This is a genomic window from Paracoccus aurantiacus (assembly GCF_007993065.1).
Taxonomy (GTDB): domain Bacteria; phylum Pseudomonadota; class Alphaproteobacteria; order Rhodobacterales; family Rhodobacteraceae; genus Paracoccus; species Paracoccus aurantiacus.
This window is the reverse complement of the sequence record NZ_VOPL01000004.1, coordinates 169,702-191,415: the sequence shown is the minus strand read 5'-3', so window position 1 is coordinate 191,415 and position 21,714 is coordinate 169,702. Positions and strand designations below refer to the sequence as shown.

General features: G+C 62.7%; 20 protein-coding genes. 7 read left to right on the top strand and 13 right to left on the bottom strand.

What is annotated here, in order from left to right; translation table 11 throughout:
* Positions 1-271: 271 nt before the first annotated feature.
* Positions 272-925, top strand: coding sequence for a TetR/AcrR family transcriptional regulator (locus tag FQV27_RS11470; RefSeq protein WP_147098553.1), 654 nt, complete (start codon positions 272-274; stop codon positions 923-925).
* A 29-nt stretch (positions 926-954) separates the two neighbouring features.
* Here FQV27_RS11470 and FQV27_RS11465 read toward each other — a convergent pair whose 3' ends face one another.
* From FQV27_RS11465 to FQV27_RS11450, 4 genes are all read right to left on the bottom strand, one after another.
* Positions 955-4,080 carry an efflux RND transporter permease subunit gene (locus FQV27_RS11465; RefSeq protein ID WP_147098551.1) on the bottom strand — a complete coding sequence of 1,042 codons (3,126 nt, stop codon included), beginning with the start codon at positions 4,078-4,080 and terminating at the stop codon, positions 955-957.
* A 2-nt stretch (positions 4,081-4,082) separates the two neighbouring features.
* Positions 4,083-5,402, bottom strand: coding sequence for an efflux RND transporter periplasmic adaptor subunit (locus FQV27_RS11460; RefSeq protein WP_147098549.1), 1,320 nt, complete (start codon positions 5,400-5,402; stop codon positions 4,083-4,085).
* Positions 5,403-5,598: 196 nt separating this feature from the next.
* A complete protein-coding gene (locus FQV27_RS11455; protein ID WP_147098547.1) occupies positions 5,599-5,895 on the bottom strand; it encodes an RcnB family protein in 297 nt (98 codons plus the stop codon).
* Between the two features lie 15 nt (positions 5,896-5,910).
* Entirely contained in the window at positions 5,911-6,333 is a 423-nt protein-coding gene (locus FQV27_RS11450) for a hypothetical protein (RefSeq protein WP_147098545.1), read from the bottom strand.
* Positions 6,334-6,540: 207 nt separating this feature from the next.
* On the opposite strand from FQV27_RS11450, the gene FQV27_RS11445 reads away from it, so the two are divergent.
* Together FQV27_RS11445 and FQV27_RS11440 are read left to right on the top strand one after the other, a co-directional pair.
* Entirely contained in the window at positions 6,541-7,293 is a 753-nt protein-coding gene (locus FQV27_RS11445; RefSeq protein ID WP_147098543.1) for a response regulator transcription factor, read from the top strand.
* Entirely contained in the window at positions 7,294-8,583 is a 1,290-nt protein-coding gene (locus FQV27_RS11440; protein WP_147098541.1) for a sensor histidine kinase, read from the top strand.
* 15 nt (positions 8,584-8,598) lie between these two features.
* Here the strand turns inward: FQV27_RS11440 and FQV27_RS11435 are convergent, their stop codons facing one another.
* Positions 8,599-10,905: a M10 family metallopeptidase gene (locus tag FQV27_RS11435; protein ID WP_186827286.1), complete on the bottom strand. Its 2,307-nt coding sequence runs from the start codon at positions 10,903-10,905 to the stop codon at positions 8,599-8,601.
* A 138-nt stretch (positions 10,906-11,043) separates the two neighbouring features.
* Here FQV27_RS11435 and FQV27_RS11430 point away from each other — a divergent pair, with 138 nt between their 5' ends.
* Both FQV27_RS11430 and FQV27_RS11425 read left to right on the top strand, forming a co-directional pair.
* Complete coding sequence (locus FQV27_RS11430; protein WP_147098538.1) at positions 11,044-12,267, top strand: glutathionylspermidine synthase family protein; 1,224 nt, start codon at positions 11,044-11,046, stop codon at positions 12,265-12,267.
* 1 nt (position 12,268) lies between these two features.
* Complete coding sequence (locus tag FQV27_RS11425; protein WP_147098536.1) at positions 12,269-12,895, top strand: DUF1190 domain-containing protein; 627 nt, start codon at positions 12,269-12,271, stop codon at positions 12,893-12,895.
* A 603-nt stretch (positions 12,896-13,498) separates the two neighbouring features.
* On the opposite strand, the gene FQV27_RS11420 is transcribed toward FQV27_RS11425, so the two are convergent.
* The 6 genes from FQV27_RS11420 to FQV27_RS11395 form a co-directional block, all read right to left on the bottom strand.
* Positions 13,499-13,732: an acyl carrier protein gene (locus tag FQV27_RS11420; RefSeq protein ID WP_101498706.1), complete on the bottom strand. Its 234-nt coding sequence runs from the start codon at positions 13,730-13,732 to the stop codon at positions 13,499-13,501.
* A gap of 160 nt (positions 13,733-13,892) precedes the next feature.
* Positions 13,893-14,630: a 3-oxoacyl-ACP reductase FabG gene (gene fabG / locus FQV27_RS11415; protein WP_147098534.1), complete on the bottom strand. Its 738-nt coding sequence runs from the start codon at positions 14,628-14,630 to the stop codon at positions 13,893-13,895.
* Entirely contained in the window at positions 14,623-15,333 is a 711-nt protein-coding gene (locus tag FQV27_RS11410; RefSeq protein ID WP_147098532.1) for an aspartate/glutamate racemase family protein, read from the bottom strand. Before FQV27_RS11410 ends, fabG begins: the two co-directional genes overlap by 8 nt.
* Entirely contained in the window at positions 15,333-16,262 is a 930-nt protein-coding gene (gene fabD / locus FQV27_RS11405; protein WP_147098530.1) for an ACP S-malonyltransferase, read from the bottom strand. The genes FQV27_RS11410 and fabD overlap by 1 nt, the downstream gene beginning before the upstream one ends.
* Positions 16,263-16,378: 116 nt before the next feature.
* The gene (gene ndk / locus FQV27_RS11400; protein WP_147098529.1) at positions 16,379-16,801 is read right to left on the bottom strand and encodes a nucleoside-diphosphate kinase; all 423 of its coding nucleotides are present in this window, start codon (positions 16,799-16,801) and stop codon (positions 16,379-16,381) included.
* A 172-nt stretch (positions 16,802-16,973) separates the two neighbouring features.
* Positions 16,974-17,387 (bottom strand): DUF6636 domain-containing protein, encoded by a 414-nt coding sequence (locus tag FQV27_RS11395; protein WP_147098527.1) that lies wholly within the window; start codon positions 17,385-17,387, stop codon positions 16,974-16,976.
* A gap of 206 nt (positions 17,388-17,593) precedes the next feature.
* Here FQV27_RS11395 and FQV27_RS11390 point away from each other — a divergent pair, with 206 nt between their 5' ends.
* A complete protein-coding gene (locus FQV27_RS11390; RefSeq protein ID WP_147098524.1) occupies positions 17,594-19,441 on the top strand; it encodes an ABC-F family ATP-binding cassette domain-containing protein in 1,848 nt (615 codons plus the stop codon).
* Between the two features lie 171 nt (positions 19,442-19,612).
* Positions 19,613-20,359, top strand: coding sequence for a MipA/OmpV family protein (locus FQV27_RS11385; protein WP_246133081.1), 747 nt, complete (start codon positions 19,613-19,615; stop codon positions 20,357-20,359).
* A 13-nt stretch (positions 20,360-20,372) separates the two neighbouring features.
* Here FQV27_RS11385 and FQV27_RS11380 read toward each other — a convergent pair whose 3' ends face one another.
* Together FQV27_RS11380 and FQV27_RS11375 are read right to left on the bottom strand one after the other, a co-directional pair.
* Complete coding sequence (locus FQV27_RS11380) at positions 20,373-20,825, bottom strand: hypothetical protein (protein WP_147098520.1); 453 nt, start codon at positions 20,823-20,825, stop codon at positions 20,373-20,375.
* A complete protein-coding gene (locus FQV27_RS11375) occupies positions 20,822-21,577 on the bottom strand; it encodes a GNAT family N-acetyltransferase (protein ID WP_147098518.1) in 756 nt (251 codons plus the stop codon). Before FQV27_RS11375 ends, FQV27_RS11380 begins: the two co-directional genes overlap by 4 nt.
* Positions 21,578-21,714 lie beyond the last annotated feature (137 nt).

Below are 21,714 nucleotides of genomic sequence, written 5' to 3'. Positions count from 1 at the left end.
TCCCGTCAGACATGCGCCCCGTCGCTCTTGCGCGAAAGCCTACAGCAGCCGCACCGGATAAAAAAGGACAAGCCGGGCGGCCAGCGATCACATAAGCAACAACTGGCCCTGACCACGCCCCGGACGATACACGGCTCAGTTGAGGCCAGCCGCAATTTCTGTCCCCAAAAGCGCGTTATCTCAACATAAATTCCTGTTTGATACCGTTTTCATTGACGTGTCGCTTCAGGAACGTAACACTCGACCTGTAAATATACAGGTTGCCATCCTGATGTCCCAATCACCGAAGCCGACCAGATCCGGCAAGCCCCGGAAAGCGGGTCCGCGCGCCACGCAGACCCGCCGGACCCGAGAGGAATTGCGCGCAGAGACGCTCGCAGCCGCGCGCGAGATCATCTTGCAGGACGGGCCCGAGGCACTGACGGCACGGCGTCTCGCGCAGGCAGTGGGTTACACCGCAGGCACCATCTATAACTTGTTCGACAGCCTGCCCGACGTTCTGTGGCAGGTGAACCGCGAAAACTTTTCCAGGATCGCCACGCTGTTCAAGGATTTGCCCGGCGACGACCCTGCCGAGCGCCTGCGCGCGCTGACCGTGCGCTATCTGGACCTGGTCGAGGCAGAGCCGATGCTGTTTCGCGCCCTGTTCGACGGCCCCCGGAAGTCCGAGAAATTCCCCGACTGGTATATGGATGCGATCTCGACCCTGCTCGACGGTGCTGCGATCGAACTTCGTGCATTGGCACCGAAGCTGACGCGCGAAGCCGCGAAAAGCGAGGCGGCGGCCATGTTCGCGGCGGTGCAGGGCATCGCATCCCTCAGGGCGTCGGGCCGACTGGAGTTGCTGACCCCGGTTCCGGCGATCGACCTTGCCGACCGCCTGATTACGCGCGTCTTGCGCGATGCATCCACCCAGGGCGGCTGAGAGGCGCCGCAGGCATCGACCTGCGCGCGTCACTCTGCCGGGGATACTGCATCCGTTTTCTGCTTGTGCCAGCCGCCGAAGACCCGTCGCACGACCATGAAAAGCGATGGGATCAGGAAAACACCAAACAGCGTCGCCGCGATCATACCGCCCATCACGCCCGAGCCGATGGCGTTCTGCGCGCCTGCACCGGCACCTGTCGCGCGCGCCAGTGGCAGCACGCCCAGAATGAAGGCAAGCGAGGTCATCACAATCGGCCTAAGCCGCTGACGTGCAGCCGTCAGCGTCGCGTCGAGCAGCGATTTTCCCTGATTTTGCAGCTCAACGGCGAATTCAACGATCAGAATGGCATTCTTTGCCGCCAGCCCAATCGTCGCCAGCAGTCCGACCTTGAAGTAAACATCGTTCGACTGACCCAGCAGATCGGCACCGACAAGCGCCCCCATGAGGCCGACCGGCACCGCCAGCATGACAGCCAGGGGGATCGTCCAGCTTTCGTACAACGCTGCAAGCGACAGGAACACAACCAGCGCAGAGATCGCGTAAAGGAAACCCTCTTGCGATCCCGAAAGCCGCTCCTGATAGGAAATCCCCGTCCAGGCGATCCCATAGCCACCGTCCAGATCGGCTGCCAGCGCCTCCATCCTGTCCATGGCATCGCCAGAGCTTATGCCGTCTGCAGGCGACCCTGACAGCGACAGTGCCGCGGTCCCACCATAACGGTCCAGCGAAACCGGCACGTCCTCCCAACTCACGGTCGAAAATGCGCCGAAGGGCACCATTTCATCATCGGAATTGCGCGCGTTCCAGTCCTCGATGTCATCGGGCTGCATCCGATAGGGGGCATCGCCCTGCACGATGACAGGTTTCAATTCCGCCCCAAGCTGAAAGTCATTGACCTCGGTGCCGGAATAAATGGTCGAAAGCATCTCATTGACCGAGGAGAGCGTCAGCCCGAGACGTTCCGCACGTTCCCGGTCAATATTGATCCGAAGCGCCGTTTTCTGCTGATCTTCCGCGCCGCGCAAGTTTGTCAGCTCGCCGCTCGCCTCCCCGGTGGCCACCAGGTCTTCCGCAGCGCGCACAAGTGCGTCATGCCCGTTGCTTCCCTGATCGACCAGATAGGCACTGAACCCGTCGGTATTGCCCATGCCCATGATCGCCGGCGGCTGCATGAAGAATATCCGCCCGCGCCGATCGCCCGCGAATGCCATTGTCGCCCGCCCGGCAATTTCCGCCGCGCTCTGGCCATCCATCGCTAAGCGCTCGTCATAATCGCGAAGCTTCACAAACAGCATCGCAGAGTTCTGCGAACTGCCGCTGAACCCGAATCCGAGCGAGCCGAAGACAGCCTCTACCCCTTCGGATTCTTCATTCAGCAAATAGTCCTCGACATCGGTCATGGCTGCCGCGGTCTGCGCGGTGGTCGATCCCGATGGCAGGTTTATCATCGTCATCAGCACGCCCTGGTCTTCTTCCGGCAGGAACGACGCGGGCAAGCGCTGATAGAACAGAACCGCCAGCGCAACGACGACCGCCAACCCGGCAATCGCCGCAAGCGGAATACGAAGCAGTCTGCCGAGAACGCGGATATAACCGTCCTGCGTGCGTTGAAAGCCGTTGTTGAACCAGCGCGCAGGTGCGATTTCACGCCCCTTCTTCGGTCGCAGCAAAGACGCGCACAGCGCCGGCGTCAGGGTCAGCGCGAAGACCGTCGACAGCACCATGGCCGAGATGATCGTGACCGAGAACTGGCGATAGATCACACCCGTGGCCCCGCCGAAAAAGGCCATGGGCAGGAATACCGCACACAGCACGGCGGTCGTGCCGATCAGCGCGCCGGTGATCTGGCCCATACTCTGCTCGGTCGCCTCCATCGGGGGAAGGCCTTCTTCCTCCATGACGCGCTCGACATTCTCGACCACGATGATGGCGTCATCGACAAGCAGACCGATCGCCAGAACCATCGCGAACATGGTCATCGTGTTGATCGAATACCCTGCGATGGCCAGAACACCGAAAGTGCCCAGCAGGACAACAGGAACTGCAAGCGTCGGAATCAGCGTCGCGCGCCAGCTTTGAAGAAAGACCAGCATGACGAGGAAAACGAGGACGATAGCTTCGGCCAGCGTGTGATAGACTTTCTCGATCGACAGTTCGACGAAAGGTGATGTGTCATAGGGAATCTGGATCGACACGCCCTCGGGCAGCGAACCTGAAAGCCTGTCCAGTGTTTCGCGGACCGCTGCGGCGGTATCGACGGCATTCGCCCCGGTCGCAAGGTTCACGCCGAAGCCCGCGGCCGGCTTGCCGTTGAAGCTCGAATCGCCGCCGTAGCTTTCCTGCCCTATCTCGATCCGGGCGACATCGCCAAGCCGGACCATTGCCCCTTCTGCGGTGGTCTTCAGCAGGATCTCGCGGAACTCGTCCACGGTGGTCAGCTGGCTTTGCGCGGTCACATCCGCCGTGAATTGCTGCGCCTCCACTACCGGCTGATCGCCGATAGAACCGACGGAAACATTGGTGTTCTGCGCCTCGACGGCACTGGTAATGTCGGATGGTGTCAGCGAGAATTGCTTGAGCTTCACCGGGTCAAGCCAGATGCGCATCGCATAGCCTGAACCAAACGTATTGACGCTGCCCACACCCTCGGTCCGCTCGATGCTGTCCTGGATCGAGTTTTCCATCAGATCGGCCAGCTCGATGGTTTCGCGCGCACCGTCATCGCTGACGAGCGCCCCGATCATCAGGATCGACGAGGTCGAGCGCGAGACAGTGACCCCGCGCTGCTGAACGCTTGTCGGAAGCTGGCTGGTGACGCCCGATACCTTGTTCTGCACCCGGACCTGCGCATCCTCGCCGTCCTCATCCTGCTCGAATACCACGGAAACCGAGGCGCTGCCGCGCGATGACGACGACGTCATGTAGACCATACCGTCAAGGCCGGTCAGCGCATCCTCGATGACCGAGGTTACGCTGTTCTGCACCGCTTCGGCGGATGCGCCCGTATAGGTCGCGCTGATCCGGACTGTTGGCGGCGCGACCTCGGGGTATTGAGACACGGGAAGCTGGGTCATCCCCAGCATGCCAAGAAGCATCGTGACAATGGCGATGACCCAGGCGAAGACCGGGCGGTGAATGAAGAAGCGCGACATGGTTACTGCCCCGCCTGCGCATCACTGGCCGAGGCATCGGCGCCCCCTGATGTCGCGTCATTCGCGACGGCAGGCTCCGCCGGTGCCGGGCTCTCGGTTTCGGCGGCTGCGTCGGTCCCGGCCGTGCCAGACGTTTCTGCGCCGCCCGCCTGAGCCTGCGCTGTTGCATCTGCCTCGCTGACGACGCCGCCGGTGCCGAGGGTGACGGCGACGGGCTGCACGTCCGCGCCGTCGCGCAGGTTATCCTTGTTGTCCACGATCAGGATCGTTCCCTGCGCAATCCCTTCCGGCACGATCCATGCCGAATCCGTGCTTCCGGTGGGCTGCACATAGACTGCTTTTGCCTTTCCATCCTCGACCGTGAAGATCTCGATCGTCCCATCCGCCTGCGCGGACGCCGCGACCTGCGGGACCAGCACCGCCTGCATCGTTCCGAAAGTCAGTCGGGCAGTGACAAACATTCCCGGCAGCACCGCGCGGTCAGGGTTCGCGATTTCCACGCGAACATTGAACGTCCCCGTGCTGGTCGAAACCTGATCGCCGACCGAGACGACCTTGCCGTCTCCGCTCAGTTCCTCGCCGTTTTCAAGGATCAGCCGGACCTCAAGCGACGCGCCCGGTTTCAGGACGCCCTGCGCGAACATGGCGCGCAAGCGCAGCATCCGGGCGCTGGTATCCGCGAGATCGGCATAGATGGGGTCAAGCTTTGTCACCGTGGCAAGAATGTCAGATTGCCCGCTGGTAACCAGATCGCCGACCGAGATTTCTGCGACCGAAGCCTCACCCTCCAGCGGGCTTTTGATCGTTGTATTGTCGAGGTCGAATTGCGCGGCTTTCACCTCTGCCTCGGCCTGCTCGACAGCGGCCTGCGCCTGCAACAGCGTGCTTCTGGCGCTGTCCGCATCCGCTTGCGTGACGCCCCGCCCCGCAAGCGCGTCATAACGATCAGCATTTGCCTGTGCCTCGTCGCGCGCGGCCTCGGCGCTGGATAGGCTGGCCTTGGCGACAGCCAGGGCCGCGTCATAACTGGTCGGGTCAATCTGGAACATCGGGCTGCCGACGCTCAGCCTTTCGTCTGGGCGATACAGGATTTCCTGCACAACGCCCTGAACCAAGGGCCTTATCTGGGCGCTTTCCGCCGCAACCGCCGTTCCCGAAAGATCGAGCGTCAGCGGGACTGCCTCGGGCGACAGCGTAACGGTTCCGACGCTCACCTTCTGGTTGGCCATACCGGCAGGTGGCGCGGACTGTGCCCAAAGCGTCGCAGGAGTGGAAAAGGTCAGGGCAAACGCGGTCAGGACGACCCAAGGTGAATAACTCAAATGACTTCCCTCATTCCAGACTTCAGGCAAAAACGGCGCCCGGCATAGATCGATGTCGGAACATCGCGCGGCGCGACGGCCATGTCCATGCCTGCCGTCGAGGTCCTATTTCGGGTTTTACGCGACCGGCACCGATATGACCGGGATGGGCCAAGACCGGTGCCGAGCCTTTAGGTCCGGTGGATCGTTATCTGCATCACCTCGACAGCACCGATGCGATTACGCCTGTGACCGAAGAAACCAGCAGGTAGCTTTCGCCGTCGCGCACCCATATCTGGTGTTTGCTGGGCGTGGGAAGCCCGGCGTCACGGTAATCGACAAGGCTGCCCTTGCCGGAATATCGCGCCCCGCGCTTCCATTCGGCTGGCGACGCCATCTCCGCCAGCTCTGCCGCCGCAGGCACTCGCGAGGTGTTGCCGACTGCATCCGCCGCATGGACCTGACCACCCAGACCGAACAACACGACCGCGAGGAGCATGCCTGTATGTTTCATGTCACTGTCCTCCGATCACTTCTGCAGCGGCGGACAGGGCATATCGGCGTCGCGTCCTTGGGGTTTCATATCGCGCTGCACCTGCCGCTCGCCCTTTGGGGGCGCGGGCATCTTGCAGTCGCTGGCATCACGCCGAGACGACTTGTCTGCCAGCCTCTGAGCGTCACGCAGTGGAGGCTTTGGCTGATCGTCAGAAATCGCCGCGCGCTTGCCGTCAGGCGGTGGCTTGCGCGCCGCGTCGCCTTTCCGTTCGCGCGTGGTCGCGTCCGCATCGCTGCGCTTCTTCTTGACCTTGGCGGGCGGGCAATCCTGAGGCGCAGCTTTGCCCTTCACCGTCTGCTCGCATCGCGGCGGCGATTTCTCTTGCGCTGTGGCGACTGCGGGCATTGCGGCAGTGCCGGCAAAGGCCAACAGGGTCGAGATCATGATGGCTTTCATCTTGTGGTCCTTCATCCAAATACGACGCGCCCCAGCTAGGCGAAAACTTTGTCCCGGTTACGTCGCGCGAGTAACAAAAGGTCTCTGCGCAGGGGAAATTTGTGAACGAATGTTTCTGCTGCCGGACTGGAAACATTTCGTTGCAGATTTGCCGGTCGCGGGGCGCACGGCGACGCGCTATGTCAGTCTCATCAGCAGGAGCGGGCGATGCCGAACCAAAGCCAGAACCAGACCCACATCCTCGTCGTCGATGACGATGCAGAGATCCGCAGCCTGCTGGCGCGCTATCTTGCCGGTCAGGGATTTCGCGTATCGACCGCCGCGGACCGTCGCGAATGTATGGCACGCCTCGCGGATGCGAAGCCCGATCTGATTGTTCTGGACGTGCTTTTGCCGGACGGATCGGGACTGGAAATCTGCCGGGCGATGCAGGACAGCCAGCCACGCGTGCCCGTCATCCTGCTTACCGCGCTGAAAGAAGAAATCGACCGGATTGTCGGGCTGGAAATCGGTGCGGACGATTATCTAGGCAAGCCCTTCAATCCACGAGAGCTGAGCGCGCGCATCCGTGCGGTCCTGCGCCGCGCGGCAGGGCCTGCCAATCCCGGCCCTGCGACCGGTGCCCGCCGTTTCGATTTTGGCGGTTTCCACGCCATGCCGGAACAGCGCCGCATCGCGCGAAGCGATGGCAGCGAAATCGACCTGACCGGCGCCGAATTCGACCTGCTGATGGTGTTTCTGGAACGACCTGGCCGTGTGCTTTCGCGCGAATTGCTGCTGGACCTGACACAGGGTCGCAACCGCGATCCGCTCGACCGCTCTATCGACGTGCTGATGAGCCGGCTGCGCCGGAAACTTGCCACAAGCGACGGGAGCGCGGTGTTCAAGACAGTGCGGAACGGAGGATATCAGCTTGTCATGCCCGTCAACACGCAACTGAACGGCGGGGGCGAGGTTTAGATGACCTCATTGCGCAACCGGATCGCGGCGCTGCTTATCCTCGCGATTGTCAGCGTGGTCGGATTGGCGACCTTGGCGGCGGTTCAGATGATCCAGCGCCGACCGCCCGATGTTTTCCTGATTCCGATTGCCCGGCAGATCGGCTGGCTGGCAGACATGAGCGCCGAAAGCCCTGCCGAAGCGTCCGCACTGGGGGTCAGGATAGAGGGGGGTCCGCAGGACGGGCGCATCGATACCCGCGAGACGCGGATGTGGGAACGCGAATTGAAGCGCGCCGGTCATGACGGGCAGCTTGTCGTCACGAGCGAGCAGAATGGCCGCAATCTGTACATATCGCTGGATATCGGCGCAGCTGGCTGGGTGATCCTGCCGCTGCCCGATCTGCGTCCGCCACGAAACGCGTGGCTGGCGTTCGGTGGGTGGCTTCTGCTGATCGTGGCCGGGTCGGCGGCGATATCGCTTCTTGCGGCGCAGCGGATCACGCTGCCCTTGCGGCTTCTCAACTCTGCGGCCAATCGCATCGGCCCCGAGGGCGTGCTGGCGCCATTGCCCGAAACAGGCCCACCCGAAACCCGTGCTACCGCCCGCGCGCTGAACCAGTTATCGGCTCGCCTGAAAGCCGCGATGGAAAGCCGGATGCGACTGGTCGCGGCTGCCGGCCATGACCTGCGCACGCCGATCACGCGCATGCGCCTGCGCGCCGAGTTCATCGAGGACGAAGCGGATCGCGCGAAATGGCTGGCAGATCTGGCAGAGCTTGAGACGATCGCCGACAGCGCAATCAGCCTCGTCCGGGACGAGGCGGGTGCCGGTCTGCCGCAGACAATCCGGCTGGATACGCTGCTGGCCGATATCGCGCAGGAACTTCGCGCACATGGCCACCCAGTTACGCTTCATGTGCCAGCACCGCAGGCAATGGTGCATGCGCCACGTGTCTCGCTCAGTCGCGCGCTTCGAAACCTGATCATCAATGCCGCCACGCATGGTCAGGGCGCGGAAATAACGCTGACGAAGGACGGCAGCGTCGCGGAAATCACGATCCTTGATAACGGACCTGGCATCCCGGAGCCACTGCTTGAACAGGCATTCGAGCCGTTCTTCCGGGTTGATCCGGCCCGGCGCAAATCTCCCGCAGGGGCAGGACTTGGCATGGCCATCGCGCTTCAGACGGTCGAGCGCCTGAACGGCAGGATCACCCTTCGCAATCGCGCAGGCGGCGGTTTGTCGCAGACTGTCACCCTGCCTGTTGCCCCCTCGGATGGGGACAACGGCGACTATGACGAAGTCTGAGCCACGGCATCCGGCTCAGACCAGAACGAGATCGTCGGCCAGCTGGTTCGGATCTGTAAGCCCGTTGATGCGGATCAGATTGCCGCCGCCGAGATCCAGAACGGTATTTCCGCCCCCGACCCGCGCGAGATTCAGGACGTCGCCGATATCAAGATCCAGCCGGCCAATCGCGTCGCGGACGATGACGATGCTGTCGACGTCGTTTGTGTAATCAAGGACACGCATATCGCCGCCACGGAATACGAACCCGTCCGCACCCGCGCCGCCCAGTAACACATCGGCGCCCGCTTCGGCGACGATCCAGTCGTTTCCATCGCCGCCTTGCATCGTGTCATTGCCAAGACCGCCGATCAGCGTGTCATTCCCGACAGAGCCTGCAAGACGATCATTGCCAAGCCGTCCGATGATGAAATCGTCGCCGCCGCCCCCGAACAGATAGTTGCCAAGATGATCGCCGCGCAACGTGTCGTTTCCACTGCCCGTGACGATGGTTTCTATCTCTCGCAGCACGTCACCCGCCGCATCGCCTGTGTTCGTGCCACTGTCGCGAAGGTCAACAACGATGGAAGCGCTGCCGGTATAGACCGCCATGTCATTGCCTGCACCGCCGATAAGCGTATCCGCACCGCTTCCGCCCTCCAGCCGGTCGTTGGCCGCATCGCCGATCAGCACATCGTTTCCATCGCCACCAAAAAGCCAGTCGCTGCCGCTGCCGCCATTCAACCGGTCGTTGCCGTAACGCCCGTCAATCACGTCATTGCCGCCATTTCCGACAAGATGATTGGCATTCCAGTCGCCGCGCAGGGTATCGGCAGCACCGCTGCCAATCACGATTTCCACGTCGCTCAGGACGTCGCCTGCGGCTTCGCCGGTGTTTCGGGCCCTGTCGCGCAGGTCCAGCGTGACTGCGGTGTCATATATGACGCGGTCCACGCCCGCCCCACCCTGCAGCACGTCTGCCCCGGCCGATCCGCGCATCACGTCATTGCCGCCCCCTCCGATCAGGGTGTCTCTGCCCGCGCCGCCGAAAATCGTGTCGTTGCCCGCGCCCCCGTCAAGGATGTCGTTTCCGCCGCGGCCGTCCAGAAAGTCCGCCCCTGCCGCCGCAACGAAACGGTTTGTCCAGTTGTTGCCAAGCAATGTGTCAGCGCCGTTGCCCGCAATCACGCCTTCGATCCCGATCAGCCGGACATTGGTGATAGCGCCGGTATTGCGGCTGAAATCGCCCAGATCGATGCGGGTTGCATTGCCACCGATCCTGACCAGGTCGATGCCACCGCCGCCATCGAACAGATCGTAGCCAGACTGCAGCACAAACACATCATTGCCATCGCCACCATACAGGCTGTCGCTGCCCTGCCCGCCGATCAGTGTGTCATTGCCTGCACCGCCGTAAAGGCGATCATTGCCGCGGCGGCCGTCAAGCACGTTATCTGCGAATTGCCCTGAAATCGTGTCCGCGCCGGACGAGCCGATCACATTCTCGATCACCGTGTTTCGTTCGATCAGCACGTTCCCGGTCAGACCGAAGGCAGAGTTTATCGAGCCGGGCATGAGTGACAGCCGGATCGCATCGTTTTCGCCTCGGAAGCTCAGCGTATCGACACCTGACCAGTCCATGATCGTCAGCGCGAAGGGCGTCGTCAACGTGCCGTTCATCAACCCGCTTCCGATGCGCCCGTACGCGCCCGATGCGTTCGTGTCCCAGAAATATGTCGTGTTGCCCGCACCCGGATTGATGTCGGTGCCGTAAATGCTCAGCATTGCCGCAATATCGCCCGGCATCGGTGTCAGGACATAGGCGAAGGACGCATTTATCGACGTGTTCTCGTCCTGCGGAAAATACGACATGACCGACATCTGCCAGCTGTCATTCGTGAAGTGATTATCCACTCCGTAAGTACCGCTTCCGTTGTAATTGCCGGTATGCCCCAGTCCGAGCGCATGCCCGATTTCGTGGAGCCAGGTCTGGTAAGTATAGCTTCCGAAATATGTGCCGCTTTGCGCGCTGAAATCCGGCCCGACATTCGACGTCGCCAGATAAGACCATACGCTGCGATCAAGATGCCACGTTGTCGCGCCACCATTCAGATCGTCGATCAGCGTCACGTCTGCCGTTGAAGAGGTCGTGAACTGGAAATCGAAGCCCAGCACAGACCACGCATCAAGCGCCAGACGTGCCAGCTGTTGATTTGCTGCTGTAAGCGACGTCAGATTGACGGTTACATTTGGCCCGTAATGTGGCGGTTCGGAACTGCCTATGTCCCGCCAATAGCCGTGGACCAGATAATTGCCGACTTCACTCACTGAATAATTGCGCATCATTTACCTCCGGCGAATTTCTCCGTTTCTGGCCGGATTTCGTCGACTGATCCAGCAAAAAACATCTTTCCGCTGCAGCGTGGCTTGCATCCGCCCGTCCGGGCAGTCATCTTTTGGCGCGCCTGACAGAGAGTGCCGATGGAAAAGATCACCCTGCCCGAACGACCCGGCTGGCGCGACCGCGCGAAAGAGCTTGGCTTCACATTCGCCGATATGGGCGGCGAGCCATACTGGGACGAAACCTCTGCCTATCGTTTCACGCTCGACGAGATCGAGAACAATATCGAAGACCCCTCGACCGAGCTTCACCAGATGGCACGCGAGGCCGCCGCGAACGCGCTCGCCAGCGACGAATGGCTGACCCGCATGGCGATCCCCGAAGCGCAATGGGATTTCGTTGCCGATAGCTGGAAGGCCGGCGAACCTGAACTTTATGGGCGGCTGGACCTTGCCTATGACGGCAACGGCCCGGCGAAGCTTCTGGAATATAACGCAGACACGCCGACGTCGCTTTACGAATCCGCCTCGTTCCAGTGGCTCTGGCTGGAGGAACAGCAGCGCCTTGGCGTGCTGTCGCCTGACACTGATCAGTTCAACGCCCTGCACGAGGCACTTGTCGCCCGGTGGGGCGAACTCGCGCCGCAGGACACCGACATCCACTTCGCCGCCGACAAGGACAACCCGGAAGATTATGCAACGGTCGAGGCGCTCGCCTGGGCTGCGCGCGAAGCCGGTCTAGGGGCCCATTTCACCGATCTGGCGGGGATCGGGCTGACCGATGAGGGGCAACTTGCCGATGACGAGGACCGCGTGATCGGCACGCTTTTCAAGCTTTACCCGTGGGAGGACATGCTGCGCGACGACTTCGCCCCGCATCTTGGTCCCTCGGGCACCCGCTTCATAGAGCCGCCGTGGAAGGCTGTCGTCTCGAACAAGGCTTTGCTGCCGCTGCTCTGGCAGATGTTTCCGGGTCATCCGAACCTGCTGCCCGCGTTTTTCGAGGCCGATATCCGCGACGCGCTAGGCGGTGGTGCGCCTTCTTCGCGGATTGCGACGGCCTTCGACGCCGCCGCTGACACTTTACGCGCAGGCCATGTCTCAAAGCCGATCTTTTCCCGAGAGGGTGCGGGCGTTATCATCAGACAAAGCGGGCAAGAGATCGAGCGCGCGCCGGATGACAGTTACGACGACCACCCGCGCATCGTTCAGGCAATGGCACCGCTGCCGGAATTCGCCGGTTTCTATCCGGTGATCGGGTCCTGGATCGTCGGGGAGACCTGCGTCGGAATGGGCCTGCGCGAGGACGCCTCGCGCATCACGCATAACCTGTCGCGCTTCAAGCCGCATTACATCGAGGGCTGACATGACCGCACCAACCCGCAAATCCGCCCGCAAACGCTCGCGCCACGTCGCGTTGTTCCTGGCCGGCACAGCCGTGATGGCCCTCGCCGCGTGCGAAGAGGAAAAGACAGATGCCGCTGCCTTTCCCGATCTGCAAAGCTGCATCGCCGAGGCGCAGAACGGCTCGCTGTTCTTCACCGAACAGGATTGCCAGACCCAGTTCGCCGCTGCGGAACAGACCCATCTGGAAACCGCCCCCCGCTACGATTCTAAGGAACTCTGCGAACAGGAACATGGCGCAGGCAGTTGCGAGACCGATCCGACCGCGCAGAACCAGTCCGGCGGAGGTTCGATCTTCATGCCGATGCTGATGGGCTATATGATCGGCTCGATGCTTGGCGGCGGCAATCGCGGCGTCTTTTCGCAACCGATGGTTCGCACGGCGCAAGGCGGCTATTCGACGCCGTCGGGCAATCAGACATTCGCCAACAACCGCGGCACCGGCAAGGTGGCAACCTCGACCTTCACCAAGGCCCCTTCGACCATTGGCAAGGCCCCGATGACGCGGGCGCAGGTCAGCCAGCGCGGCGGCTTCGGCGCCTCGTCAACTTCGCGCAGCAGCGGCGGTTCGCGCAGCTACGGTGGCTGACAAGGGCAAAGGGCGCTGAGAGATCGCGCATCATGCGGCTAAACGCGCGCTGCGCATCGGCGGGCGCCATCGGTCGCTTTTCCTTGCCGGTTTGGCTGACAAGACGGTTGGTGCAGGTATCGCGGTCGATAAGCTCGCGCAGCGCCGGCACAAGCGGCGCGTCGATCTGCAAACCGCGCTCGATCCCTGTCGAGCGGATTTTCGACATCGCCGCGCGTGACAGTGTAAATTGTCTGGACCCCGTCATCTCTCTCCCTCCCCGGCCCGGCCGCGTGCGGGGCGGCCACGGCCGGGAGGCAGAGACAGGCGGCGCTTTGTCTCGGCGATCTTGATCGCGTAGATGAAGGTCGTCCCGACAAGCGCCGTGGGACGGTCAATTTCTCGATCGGCAATGTCGATCACCGTGTCGCAGATCGAGGTCAGTCAGCGGGAATTGAGTTCTGCCGAAATCTCGGTCATTGCCTGTGGGCCGGTCTTATCACGTCAGCAAGATCGGTCCGGCGGTCTGACGGCAGGCCTCAGCGATGGGATATGGCGGGCAACGCTGCCCGTCATGAAAAACGGCGCCCGGAGGCGCCGCTTTCTGAGTTCTTCAGGACCGGATCAGACCGCGCCCTTGATGAAGTTCACGGCATCGCCGAAGGTCTGGATGGTTTCGGCGGCGTCGTCCGGGATTTCGATACCGAATTCCTCTTCAAAAGCCATGACCAGCTCGACCGTGTCGAGGCTGTCCGCACCCAGATCGTCGATGAACGACGCCGTTTCCACGACCTTGTCCTCGTCCACACCCAGGTGCTCGACAACGATTTTCTTCACGCGATCAGCGATATCGCTCATGTCTTATCCTCATGTTCGCGGGCATGCGCCCAAGGTTTGCGGCCATGCCGCGATGCCGGGGTTTCCCCCTTGGCCTCAAGACGGGATATAGCAGCCAGACCCGCCCATGCAACCGCTTTCGCCGTTATTTCCACGCCGAAAGGACTGCAGATGTTCAGTGTCACAGCATCGCCATGCCACCGTTGACGTGCAAGGTCGCCCCGGTGACATAGCCCGATTCGGGGCTGGAGAGGTAAAGGACGGCAGCCGCAATATCCTCGGGCGTGCCCATTGCGCCTGCTGGAATCTGGGTCAGGATTTTGCCCTTCTGCTCATCATTCAGCTTGTCGGTCATGGCCGTGGCGATGAAGCCCGGCGCGACGCAGTTGACGGTGATGCCACGGCTCGCGACCTCGTAGGCCAGCGACTTTGACATGCCGACCAGCCCGGCCTTGGCGGCAGCATAGTTGCCCTGCCCCGGATTGCCGGTGGCCCCGACGACGCTGGTGATATTCACGATCCGGCCCCAACGCGCCTTCATCATGCCCCGCAGGACGCCTCGCATCAGCCGGAAGGATGAGGTCAGGTTCACGTCGATCACCTTCGCCCATTCCTCGTCCGACATGCGCATGAACAGGTTGTCGCGGGTGATGCCTGCATTGTTGACCAGTATGTCAACGCCGCCCATTGCCTCTGCCGCCGCTTTCGGCAGTGCCTCGACCGCCTCGGGATCACCCAGATTCGCCGTCACGACATGGGCGCGTTCGCCCAGCTTGGCGGCAAGTTCCTGCAAAGGCGCCTCTCGCGTGCCGGACAGCGCGACGGTTGCGCCGGCCGCATGCAACGCTTCGGCAATGCCGCCGCCGATGCCGCCTGATGCGCCAGTCACAAGGGCGCGTTTCCCTGTCAGATCAAACATATGTCTCTCCTGTCTCGAAACAGGCGGCTTCCAGCGCCGCCCGGCAGTGAATTTCCACGGTGTCGAAAACCGGCGCGGGAACATTGCCCGCATTCAGCAAAAGCCCGACCTCTGTACAGCCAAGGATCACGCAATCCGCGCCATCGCCGAGCAGACGCGCAGCGATGTCCTCATAGGTTCTGCGACTGCTGTCGTTGACCTCGTCGCGAACAAGTTCTTCAAATATGATCCGGTGGATTTCTGCCCTATCGGCATCGTTCGGAATGACCGGTTGAAGCCCCGCCGCATCCAGCCTGTCGCGATAAAAATGGCGCTCCATCGTATAGGCTGTGGCGATCAGGCCGGGCCGCTTCAAACCCGCCGCCGCGATGGCATCGGCGGTCGCATCGGCAATATGGATCACTGGCAGGCTGACCGCGCCGGATACCTGATCCGCGACCAAATGCATGGTGTTTGCGGCAATCAGCAACAGGCCCGCGCCGGCCGCCTCCAGCCCGCGCGCGGCATCGGCCAGAACCTCGCCAGCACCCTGCCAGTCATCGTCTTTCTGCATCTGGGCAATCGGCGCGAAATCGACCGAATGCAGCAGGATCCGGGCCGAGTGCAGCCCGCCCATCCGGGCAGAGGCCATACGGTTCAGCGTCGCATAGTAATGCGCGGTCGAAACCCAGGACATGCCACCCAGAATGCCGATCGGGCGCATCAGGTGCCTTTAAGTGCGGCGATGTCGACGGGCGTGCCAACGGCGCGCGTTTCGGCGTCCTTGCTGATGCGCTTGATCATGCCGGACAGCGCCTTACCCGCACCGATTTCCCAGAATTCGGTGACGCCCGCGCCTGACAGGAACTCAACCGATTCGCGCCAGCGGACCGACCCGGTGACCTGTTCGACCAGCAGGATGCGGATGGCGCCGGGTTCCAGAACCGGCTCTGCCCGGACATTGGCGATGACGGGCACGGCGGGCGTTTGAATATCCACGGCGGCCAGTGCGTCGGCCATGGCGGCGGCGGCGGGCTGCATCAATACGCTGTGGAACGGCGCCGAAACCGGCAGCATCAGGGCGCGCTTTGCACCGCGTTCCTTGGCAAGGGCTGCGGCGCGTTCGACCGCGTCCTTATGGCCGGAAATCACGACCTGCGCAGGGTCGTTGTCATTGGCGGCCTGACAGACCTCATCACCAGCGGCTTCGCGCGCGATTTCGTCCACAGCCGCGAAATCGAGGCCGAGGATCGCGGCCATGGCACCCACGCCAACGGGGACCGCATCCTGCATGGCCTGCCCGCGCAGGCGCAAAAGGCGGGCGGTGTCGGCAAGGCTGAACGCCCCCGCCGCGCAAAGTGCGGAATATTCGCCAAGCGAGTGACCGGCGACGAAATCGGCATCGGTGATGTTGAAACCTTCGGCCTGAAGCGCCCGGAAAGCGGCCATCGACGTGGCCATCAGCGCCGGTTGGGCGTTCCGGGTCAGGGTCAATTCCTCGATGTCGCCTTCCCAGATCAGTTTCGAGAGGTCTTCGCCAAGTGCTTCATCCACCTCGTTAAAAACATCCATCGCGGCGGGATAAGCTTCGGCCAGCTCGCGGCCCATGCCGATGGTCTGGGCGCCTTGGCCGGGAAAAACGAATGCGCGCATGTTCTTGGTCCCCATGTGTTTTTACCGTCCTAACCCGGCGGAAGGGGCGCGGCAATGTCAAAGGGGCGCGGACCCACCGGCCCGCGCCCCCTGAAAAGCCTGGCAGAACGGACGGATCAGCCGACCAGTTCAAGGCCCGAGAAGAAGAATGCGATTTCACGCGCGGCCGATTCCGGGCTGTCGGAACCGTGGACCGAGTTTTCGCCCTTCGACACGGCGAAGTCCTTGCGGATGGTGCCGGCGGCGGCTTCTGCCGGGTCGGTGGCGCCCATCACTTCGCGGTTTTTCAGAATTGCGCCTTCGCCTTCAAGGACTTGCACGACGACAGGCTGCGAGGACATGAAGTCAACCAGCTCGCCATAGAAGGGGCGTTCGGCGTGTTCGGCGTAGAAGGCGCCAGCCTGTGCGGGCGACAGATGGATGCGCTTGGATGCGACGACGCGCAGGCCGGCGTCTTCGAATTTCGACACGATCTTGCCGGTCAGGTTGCGCTTGGTGGCGTCGGGTTTGATGATCGAGAGCGTGCGCTCGGTAGCCATGGGATTACTCCATCAGAATGGGCGCGGGGCGTGCCTGCGCGGAAATTGTGGGCGGCTCGTATCATGGGACGGGAATGTTGAAAAGCCGTGTCAGGCGGCAGTCATAACGCGTAAATAATCCGCATATATCCTGTATATAAAGCGTAGATACGGGCGCACGCGGCCCGCGCGCCTAGAAAATCCGCTGATCCTCGCGCGAGATGAAGAAGCCGTGGCCTTCGGGATTGGTGCAGGTAACGCCGGGCCGTTCCATCCGGCACTGGATGCCGCCGCCGGAAATCGTCGCGCCATATTCCAGCACCTTCGCGCTCGGCGTTGCGACCACATCGCCAACGCAGCCGCGAATGCCCGCCCCCTTATCGTCCAGCCACAGCACCCCGCCCCAGTCGAGATCGCAGCCCTCGGGCGGGGTTGTCCAGACGGGTGTGAAGTCCAGCACATCGCAGCGAACCGAATGCGTGGGTTCCTGATCCTCCGGCGGATAGAGGTAACAGCGGATATTGCCGGTCGGGCTTTGGAACTCCTGACCGGCCTGCGCGCCGATCGCGTCGCTTGCATCCGTCGCGACAGCGGGGAGCGGCATCATCAGACGCGAACATGCGATCAGGGCGCAGCCAAACGCCGCGGCAGGGTGAAAGCGATTGGATAAGGTTGTCACAGCCCGGTTCCCCAAACGTCCATGTTGCCGCAACGCTAACCTTAGCAAAGCAAGGCCGCCACCCGCGAAAGCGGAGCAGCGTCCGCGGCATTGCCCCATTGACCCCGCCCCGCCCCTGCGTCATGGCGTGCGCCATGCTGCGTATTGATGACATATCCTATTCCATCGCGGGCCGCCCGCTGTTCGAACATGCCTCTGCCGCGATCCCGGAAGGGCACAAGGTCGGGCTTGTGGGGCCGAACGGTGCGGGCAAGACCACGCTGTTCAAGCTGATCCGGGGCGAATTGTCGCTGGATGGCGGCGAGATCGGGCTGCCCTCGCGGGCGCGCATCGGGGGCGTGGCGCAGGAAGCGCCGGGCACGGATCGCAGCGTGCTGGACACGGTGCTGGATGCCGATACCGAACGCGCGGCGCTGATGGCAGAGGCCGACACCGCGACCGACGCCCACCGGATTGCCGAGATTCATTCGCGGCTGGCGGATATTGATGCCTGGTCAGCCGAGGCGCGGGCCTCGACCATCCTGAAGGGCCTAGGCTTCAACGATGCCGATCAGCAGCGGCCAAGCGCGGATTTTTCCGGCGGCTGGCGGATGCGGATTGCGCTGGCGGGGGTGCTGTTCGCGCAGCCCGACCTGCTGTTGCTGGACGAACCGACCAACTATCTGGACCTTGAAGGGGCGCTGTGGCTGGAAAGCTATCTGGCGCGTTACCCCTATACCGTCATCATCATCAGCCATGACCGCGACCTGCTGAACCGGGCCGTGGGCCATATCCTGCATCTGGAGGACAAGCGGCTGACGCTTTACACCGGCGGCTATGACAGCTTCGCGCGGCTGCGCGCCGAACGCCGTGCGCTGCAGGCGGCAGAGGCCAAGAAGCAGGACCTGCGCCGCGCGCATCTGCAAAGCTTCGTTGACCGTTTCCGCGCCAAGGCATCGAAGGCCAAGCAGGCGCAGGCCCGCATCAAAATGATCGAGCGGATGGAGCCGATCACCGCCCCGGAAGAAGCGAAATTCCACCGCTTCACCTTCCCCGCGCCCGAACAGCTTTCGCCGCCGATCATCGCGCTGGAAGGGGTCAGCGTCGGTTATGGCGACCGCGCCGTGCTGCGCAATCTGGGGCTGCGGATCGATCAGGACGACCGGATCGCGCTGCTGGGGCGCAACGGTCAGGGCAAATCCACCCTGTCGAAGCTGCTGGCCGAACGGCTGGAGGTGATGGCCGGCCAGATGACCCGGTCGGGCAAGCTGCGCGTCGGCTATTTCGCGCAGCATCAGGTGGATGAGCTGGAACTGAACGAAACCCCGCTGGATCATGTCCGCCGTCTGCGCCCCGGTGAAAGCCCGGCGAAGCTGCGGGCGCGGCTGGCGGGCTTTGGCCTGATGGAAGCGCAGGCCGAAACCCGCGTGCGCCAGTTGTCGGGCGGGCAGAAGGCGCGCCTGTCGCTGCTGATCGCGACGATTGACGCGCCTCATATCCTGATCCTCGACGAGCCGACCAACCACCTTGATATCGAAAGCCGCGAGGCGCTGACCGAGGCGCTGAACGATTATACCGGCGCGGTGGTTCTGGTCAGCCATGACATGCATCTTTTGTCGCTGGTGGCCGACCGGCTGTGGCTGGTCGATCAGGGGGGCGTCCATGCCTGGCAGGGCGATCTGGACGATTACCGGGCGATGCTGCTGTCATCGCCTGACGAACGCGCCCGGCCGGAACCGGCAAAGCCCGCGCCGAAACGCGCCAGCCGCGACGAGATCCTCGAACTGCGCGCCGAAGCCCGCCGGGCCGAGGACCGCATCACCAAGCTGACCGATATGCTGGACAAGCTGGGCGTCAAGATGGCCGATCCCAAGGTCTATGACGATCCGGCCGAGGTCGAGAAATGGGGCCGCAAACATGCCGAGGCGACCGAGGCGATGACGCGCGCAGAAACCCTGTGGATGGAGGCGCTTGAGCGGCTGGAACGCGCCGAGCGGCACTGAAAGTTGTGGCCCTGATGACACGACCCGGCTATGCTTTGCGCGAGGTTGGCCGGCATGCTTGAATTCGGGTTATCGGATTGGCACATGCCGCCATAAGAAAAGGGCGACGAACCCTTCCCGAAGCCAAGGCAGCCGCCGCAAAACAACCGCCGCATACAAGGTCCGATGCCCATGAAATTCGTGCTTCCGCTGATCGCAGCCTTTGCCGTCACCACTCCCGCGCTTGCGCAGGATGCGATCGGGACCGGGACCAATCAGGTATCGGTCGATGTCGGGCTTGGCGCGAAATACGGCACGACCTATCCCGGCTCGGACGAGTTCGAAACAAGCCCCTGGATCATCCTGCGCGACCTGCGCCTGAATGGCAGCCGGGCTGGCGCGAATACGGGTTTCCGCATCTCTCCCAATGTCAACATGGTCGGCAATCGTGACGACAATGACGATGATCGCCTTGCCGGCCTTGACGAGATCGACCGGGCCTATGAGCTGGGTGTCAAAGCGACCTATAATATGGGTCAGACGACCGCCTATGCGACGCTGCGTAAGGGCTTTGGCGGCCATGACGGACTGACCGGTGAACTGGGCGCAAAGTACCGGTTCGAATCGTCGGATCGCATGACGCTGTGGGCCGGGCTGGAAGCCGGCTATGGCAATGACGCCTATAACGAAACCTATTTCGGCATCACCGATGCCGAAGCAGCGCGCACCGATTACGATGTTTACAAGCCCGGCGGCGGCTTCAACACCGCAGCCGCCAGCCTTGAGGCGCGTTATGACCTGACCCCGAACACCGCCATTACCGGCGAGGTCAAGTTCTCTCGGATCATCGGCGATGCGGCCGACAGCCCGATCGTGCGCGATCGCAACCAGCCCTCGATCAAGCTTGGCATCGTGCGGACCCTGAATTTCGCGTTCTAAGGGTGCCGACGGTTCAGCCGTCACGTGCCGCGATAAGCCAGACGAGCAGAAGCAGCGGGGCCGTCACCGCGACGCCTGCTGACAGCCAGAGAAGCAAGTAGGGCTCCGTCCCCAATTCGGCGATCAGCCAGATCGAGGCGGGCAGCATCAGCGCGATACCGGGGATCGTTCCCGGCACGAGCTGACGCTTCCATAAACTGATTGCCGCCTGCAAGATTGCATTGGCGGCAAGCGCCCCTGCCAGCATCAGCACAAGCCAGTTCCAGTCGAAAAGCAGCCCCGCCAGCAGCAGAAGCGGCACCAGAAAGCTGACAATCGCCACTGCCCTGCGCCGGAGTCGCGCGGTTGCAGCCGTGCCCCGGCTGGCAAGGAAAGGCGGGACCGGCGGTCCCCCACCCCGCAGTTCCGCGAGGTTCTGGATCAGGAAGGCCGCGATCAGCGCGATTGCCGCCAGCCAGAGCGTCACCCCGCCACGCCGCGCAACAGCCGCTGACGGGCGGGCGGGATCGACGCGATTTCAAGCCCGGTAAAGACATGCAGCGTGCCAAGCTGTTCATCCACCACGGCGTGATCGCTGACCCAGCCGCCCATCAGCAGATAGGTCCGCAAAAGCGGCGGCAACCCGGCCTGCGCGCGGCGCGGATCGGGCTTGAAGCGGGCAAGCGCGCGGGCGAAGCGGAACACCTTGGGCGCCTTGACACGCGGCAGCCAGCGACGCGGCGCAAGGTGCTTTTCCTTCAGCATCGCGAAGGCGTCGGCATAACCATGCGCATCCGTCCCCATGAAGGACGAACAGCCGAACAGAAGCGTGATGCGATTGTCATCGACATAGCGCGTCATCCAGCCCCACGCGACGCGCAGGATGTCGGGGTCGGGGAATTCGGGATGGACGCAGAAGCGCCCCATCTCGACCATGGGGCCCGCAAAATGGCGAAGCTTGTCGAGATTATAGAAATGCGCCGAATAACTGCGCCCGATCTCTGCGCCAGAGCATAGATGCATGAAGCGGAAGGTGGCGACAAGCTGGCCGCTGCGGGCATCCTCGATCAGCACATGGCGGCAGCCGGCGTCATATTCGTCCGCATCTATTGCCGCGCCGTCATCGGCACCGCCACGACGACCGATAAAGGCCAGCCAGCGCAACCGCTGCGCGGCACGCAGGTCGTCACCGGACTTTGCTTCCCGTGCCAGATACCGGCCCTTGCTGAGCAACATCATGCGCCCCCCTGCTGACGATCGCGCCATTGTCAGTCCTTCGCATATTCCGCTGTTGTAACGGCAGCGCAACAAAAGAGTTCGATGGTCCGCGCGCTGAACGCAGATGCGGACCGGGCCGTCGGTTCCTTCCGCTGGCA

What these genes read in the sequence shown, in the direction of transcription:
- FQV27_RS11470 (WP_147098553.1), top strand. Translation starts at nt 272, where the DNA reads ATGTCCCAATCACCGAAGCCGACCAGATCCGGCAAGCCCCGGAAAGCG.
- FQV27_RS11465 (WP_147098551.1), bottom strand. Translation starts at nt 4,080, where the DNA reads ATGTCGCGCTTCTTCATTCACCGCCCGGTCTTCGCCTGGGTCATCGCC.
- FQV27_RS11455 (WP_147098547.1), bottom strand. Translation starts at nt 5,895, where the DNA reads ATGAAACATACAGGCATGCTCCTCGCGGTCGTGTTGTTCGGTCTGGGT.
- FQV27_RS11450 (WP_147098545.1), bottom strand. Translation starts at nt 6,333, where the DNA reads ATGAAAGCCATCATGATCTCGACCCTGTTGGCCTTTGCCGGCACTGCC.
- FQV27_RS11445 (WP_147098543.1), top strand. Translation starts at nt 6,541, where the DNA reads ATGCCGAACCAAAGCCAGAACCAGACCCACATCCTCGTCGTCGATGAC.
- FQV27_RS11440 (WP_147098541.1), top strand. Translation starts at nt 7,294, where the DNA reads ATGACCTCATTGCGCAACCGGATCGCGGCGCTGCTTATCCTCGCGATT.
- FQV27_RS11435 (WP_186827286.1), bottom strand. Translation starts at nt 10,905, where the DNA reads ATGCGCAATTATTCAGTGAGTGAAGTCGGCAATTATCTGGTCCACGGC.
- FQV27_RS11430 (WP_147098538.1), top strand. Translation starts at nt 11,044, where the DNA reads ATGGAAAAGATCACCCTGCCCGAACGACCCGGCTGGCGCGACCGCGCG.
- FQV27_RS11425 (WP_147098536.1), top strand. Translation starts at nt 12,269, where the DNA reads ATGACCGCACCAACCCGCAAATCCGCCCGCAAACGCTCGCGCCACGTC.
- FQV27_RS11420 (WP_101498706.1), bottom strand. Translation starts at nt 13,732, where the DNA reads ATGAGCGATATCGCTGATCGCGTGAAGAAAATCGTTGTCGAGCACCTG.
- fabG (WP_147098534.1), bottom strand. Translation starts at nt 14,630, where the DNA reads ATGTTTGATCTGACAGGGAAACGCGCCCTTGTGACTGGCGCATCAGGC.
- FQV27_RS11410 (WP_147098532.1), bottom strand. Translation starts at nt 15,333, where the DNA reads ATGCGCCCGATCGGCATTCTGGGTGGCATGTCCTGGGTTTCGACCGCG.
- fabD (WP_147098530.1), bottom strand. Translation starts at nt 16,262, where the DNA reads ATGCGCGCATTCGTTTTTCCCGGCCAAGGCGCCCAGACCATCGGCATG.
- ndk (WP_147098529.1), bottom strand. Translation starts at nt 16,801, where the DNA reads ATGGCTACCGAGCGCACGCTCTCGATCATCAAACCCGACGCCACCAAG.
- FQV27_RS11395 (WP_147098527.1), bottom strand. Translation starts at nt 17,387, where the DNA reads ATGATGCCGCTCCCCGCTGTCGCGACGGATGCAAGCGACGCGATCGGC.
- FQV27_RS11390 (WP_147098524.1), top strand. Translation starts at nt 17,594, where the DNA reads ATGCTGCGTATTGATGACATATCCTATTCCATCGCGGGCCGCCCGCTG.
- FQV27_RS11385 (WP_246133081.1), top strand. Translation starts at nt 19,613, where the DNA reads ATGAAATTCGTGCTTCCGCTGATCGCAGCCTTTGCCGTCACCACTCCC.
- FQV27_RS11375 (WP_147098518.1), bottom strand. Translation starts at nt 21,577, where the DNA reads ATGATGTTGCTCAGCAAGGGCCGGTATCTGGCACGGGAAGCAAAGTCC.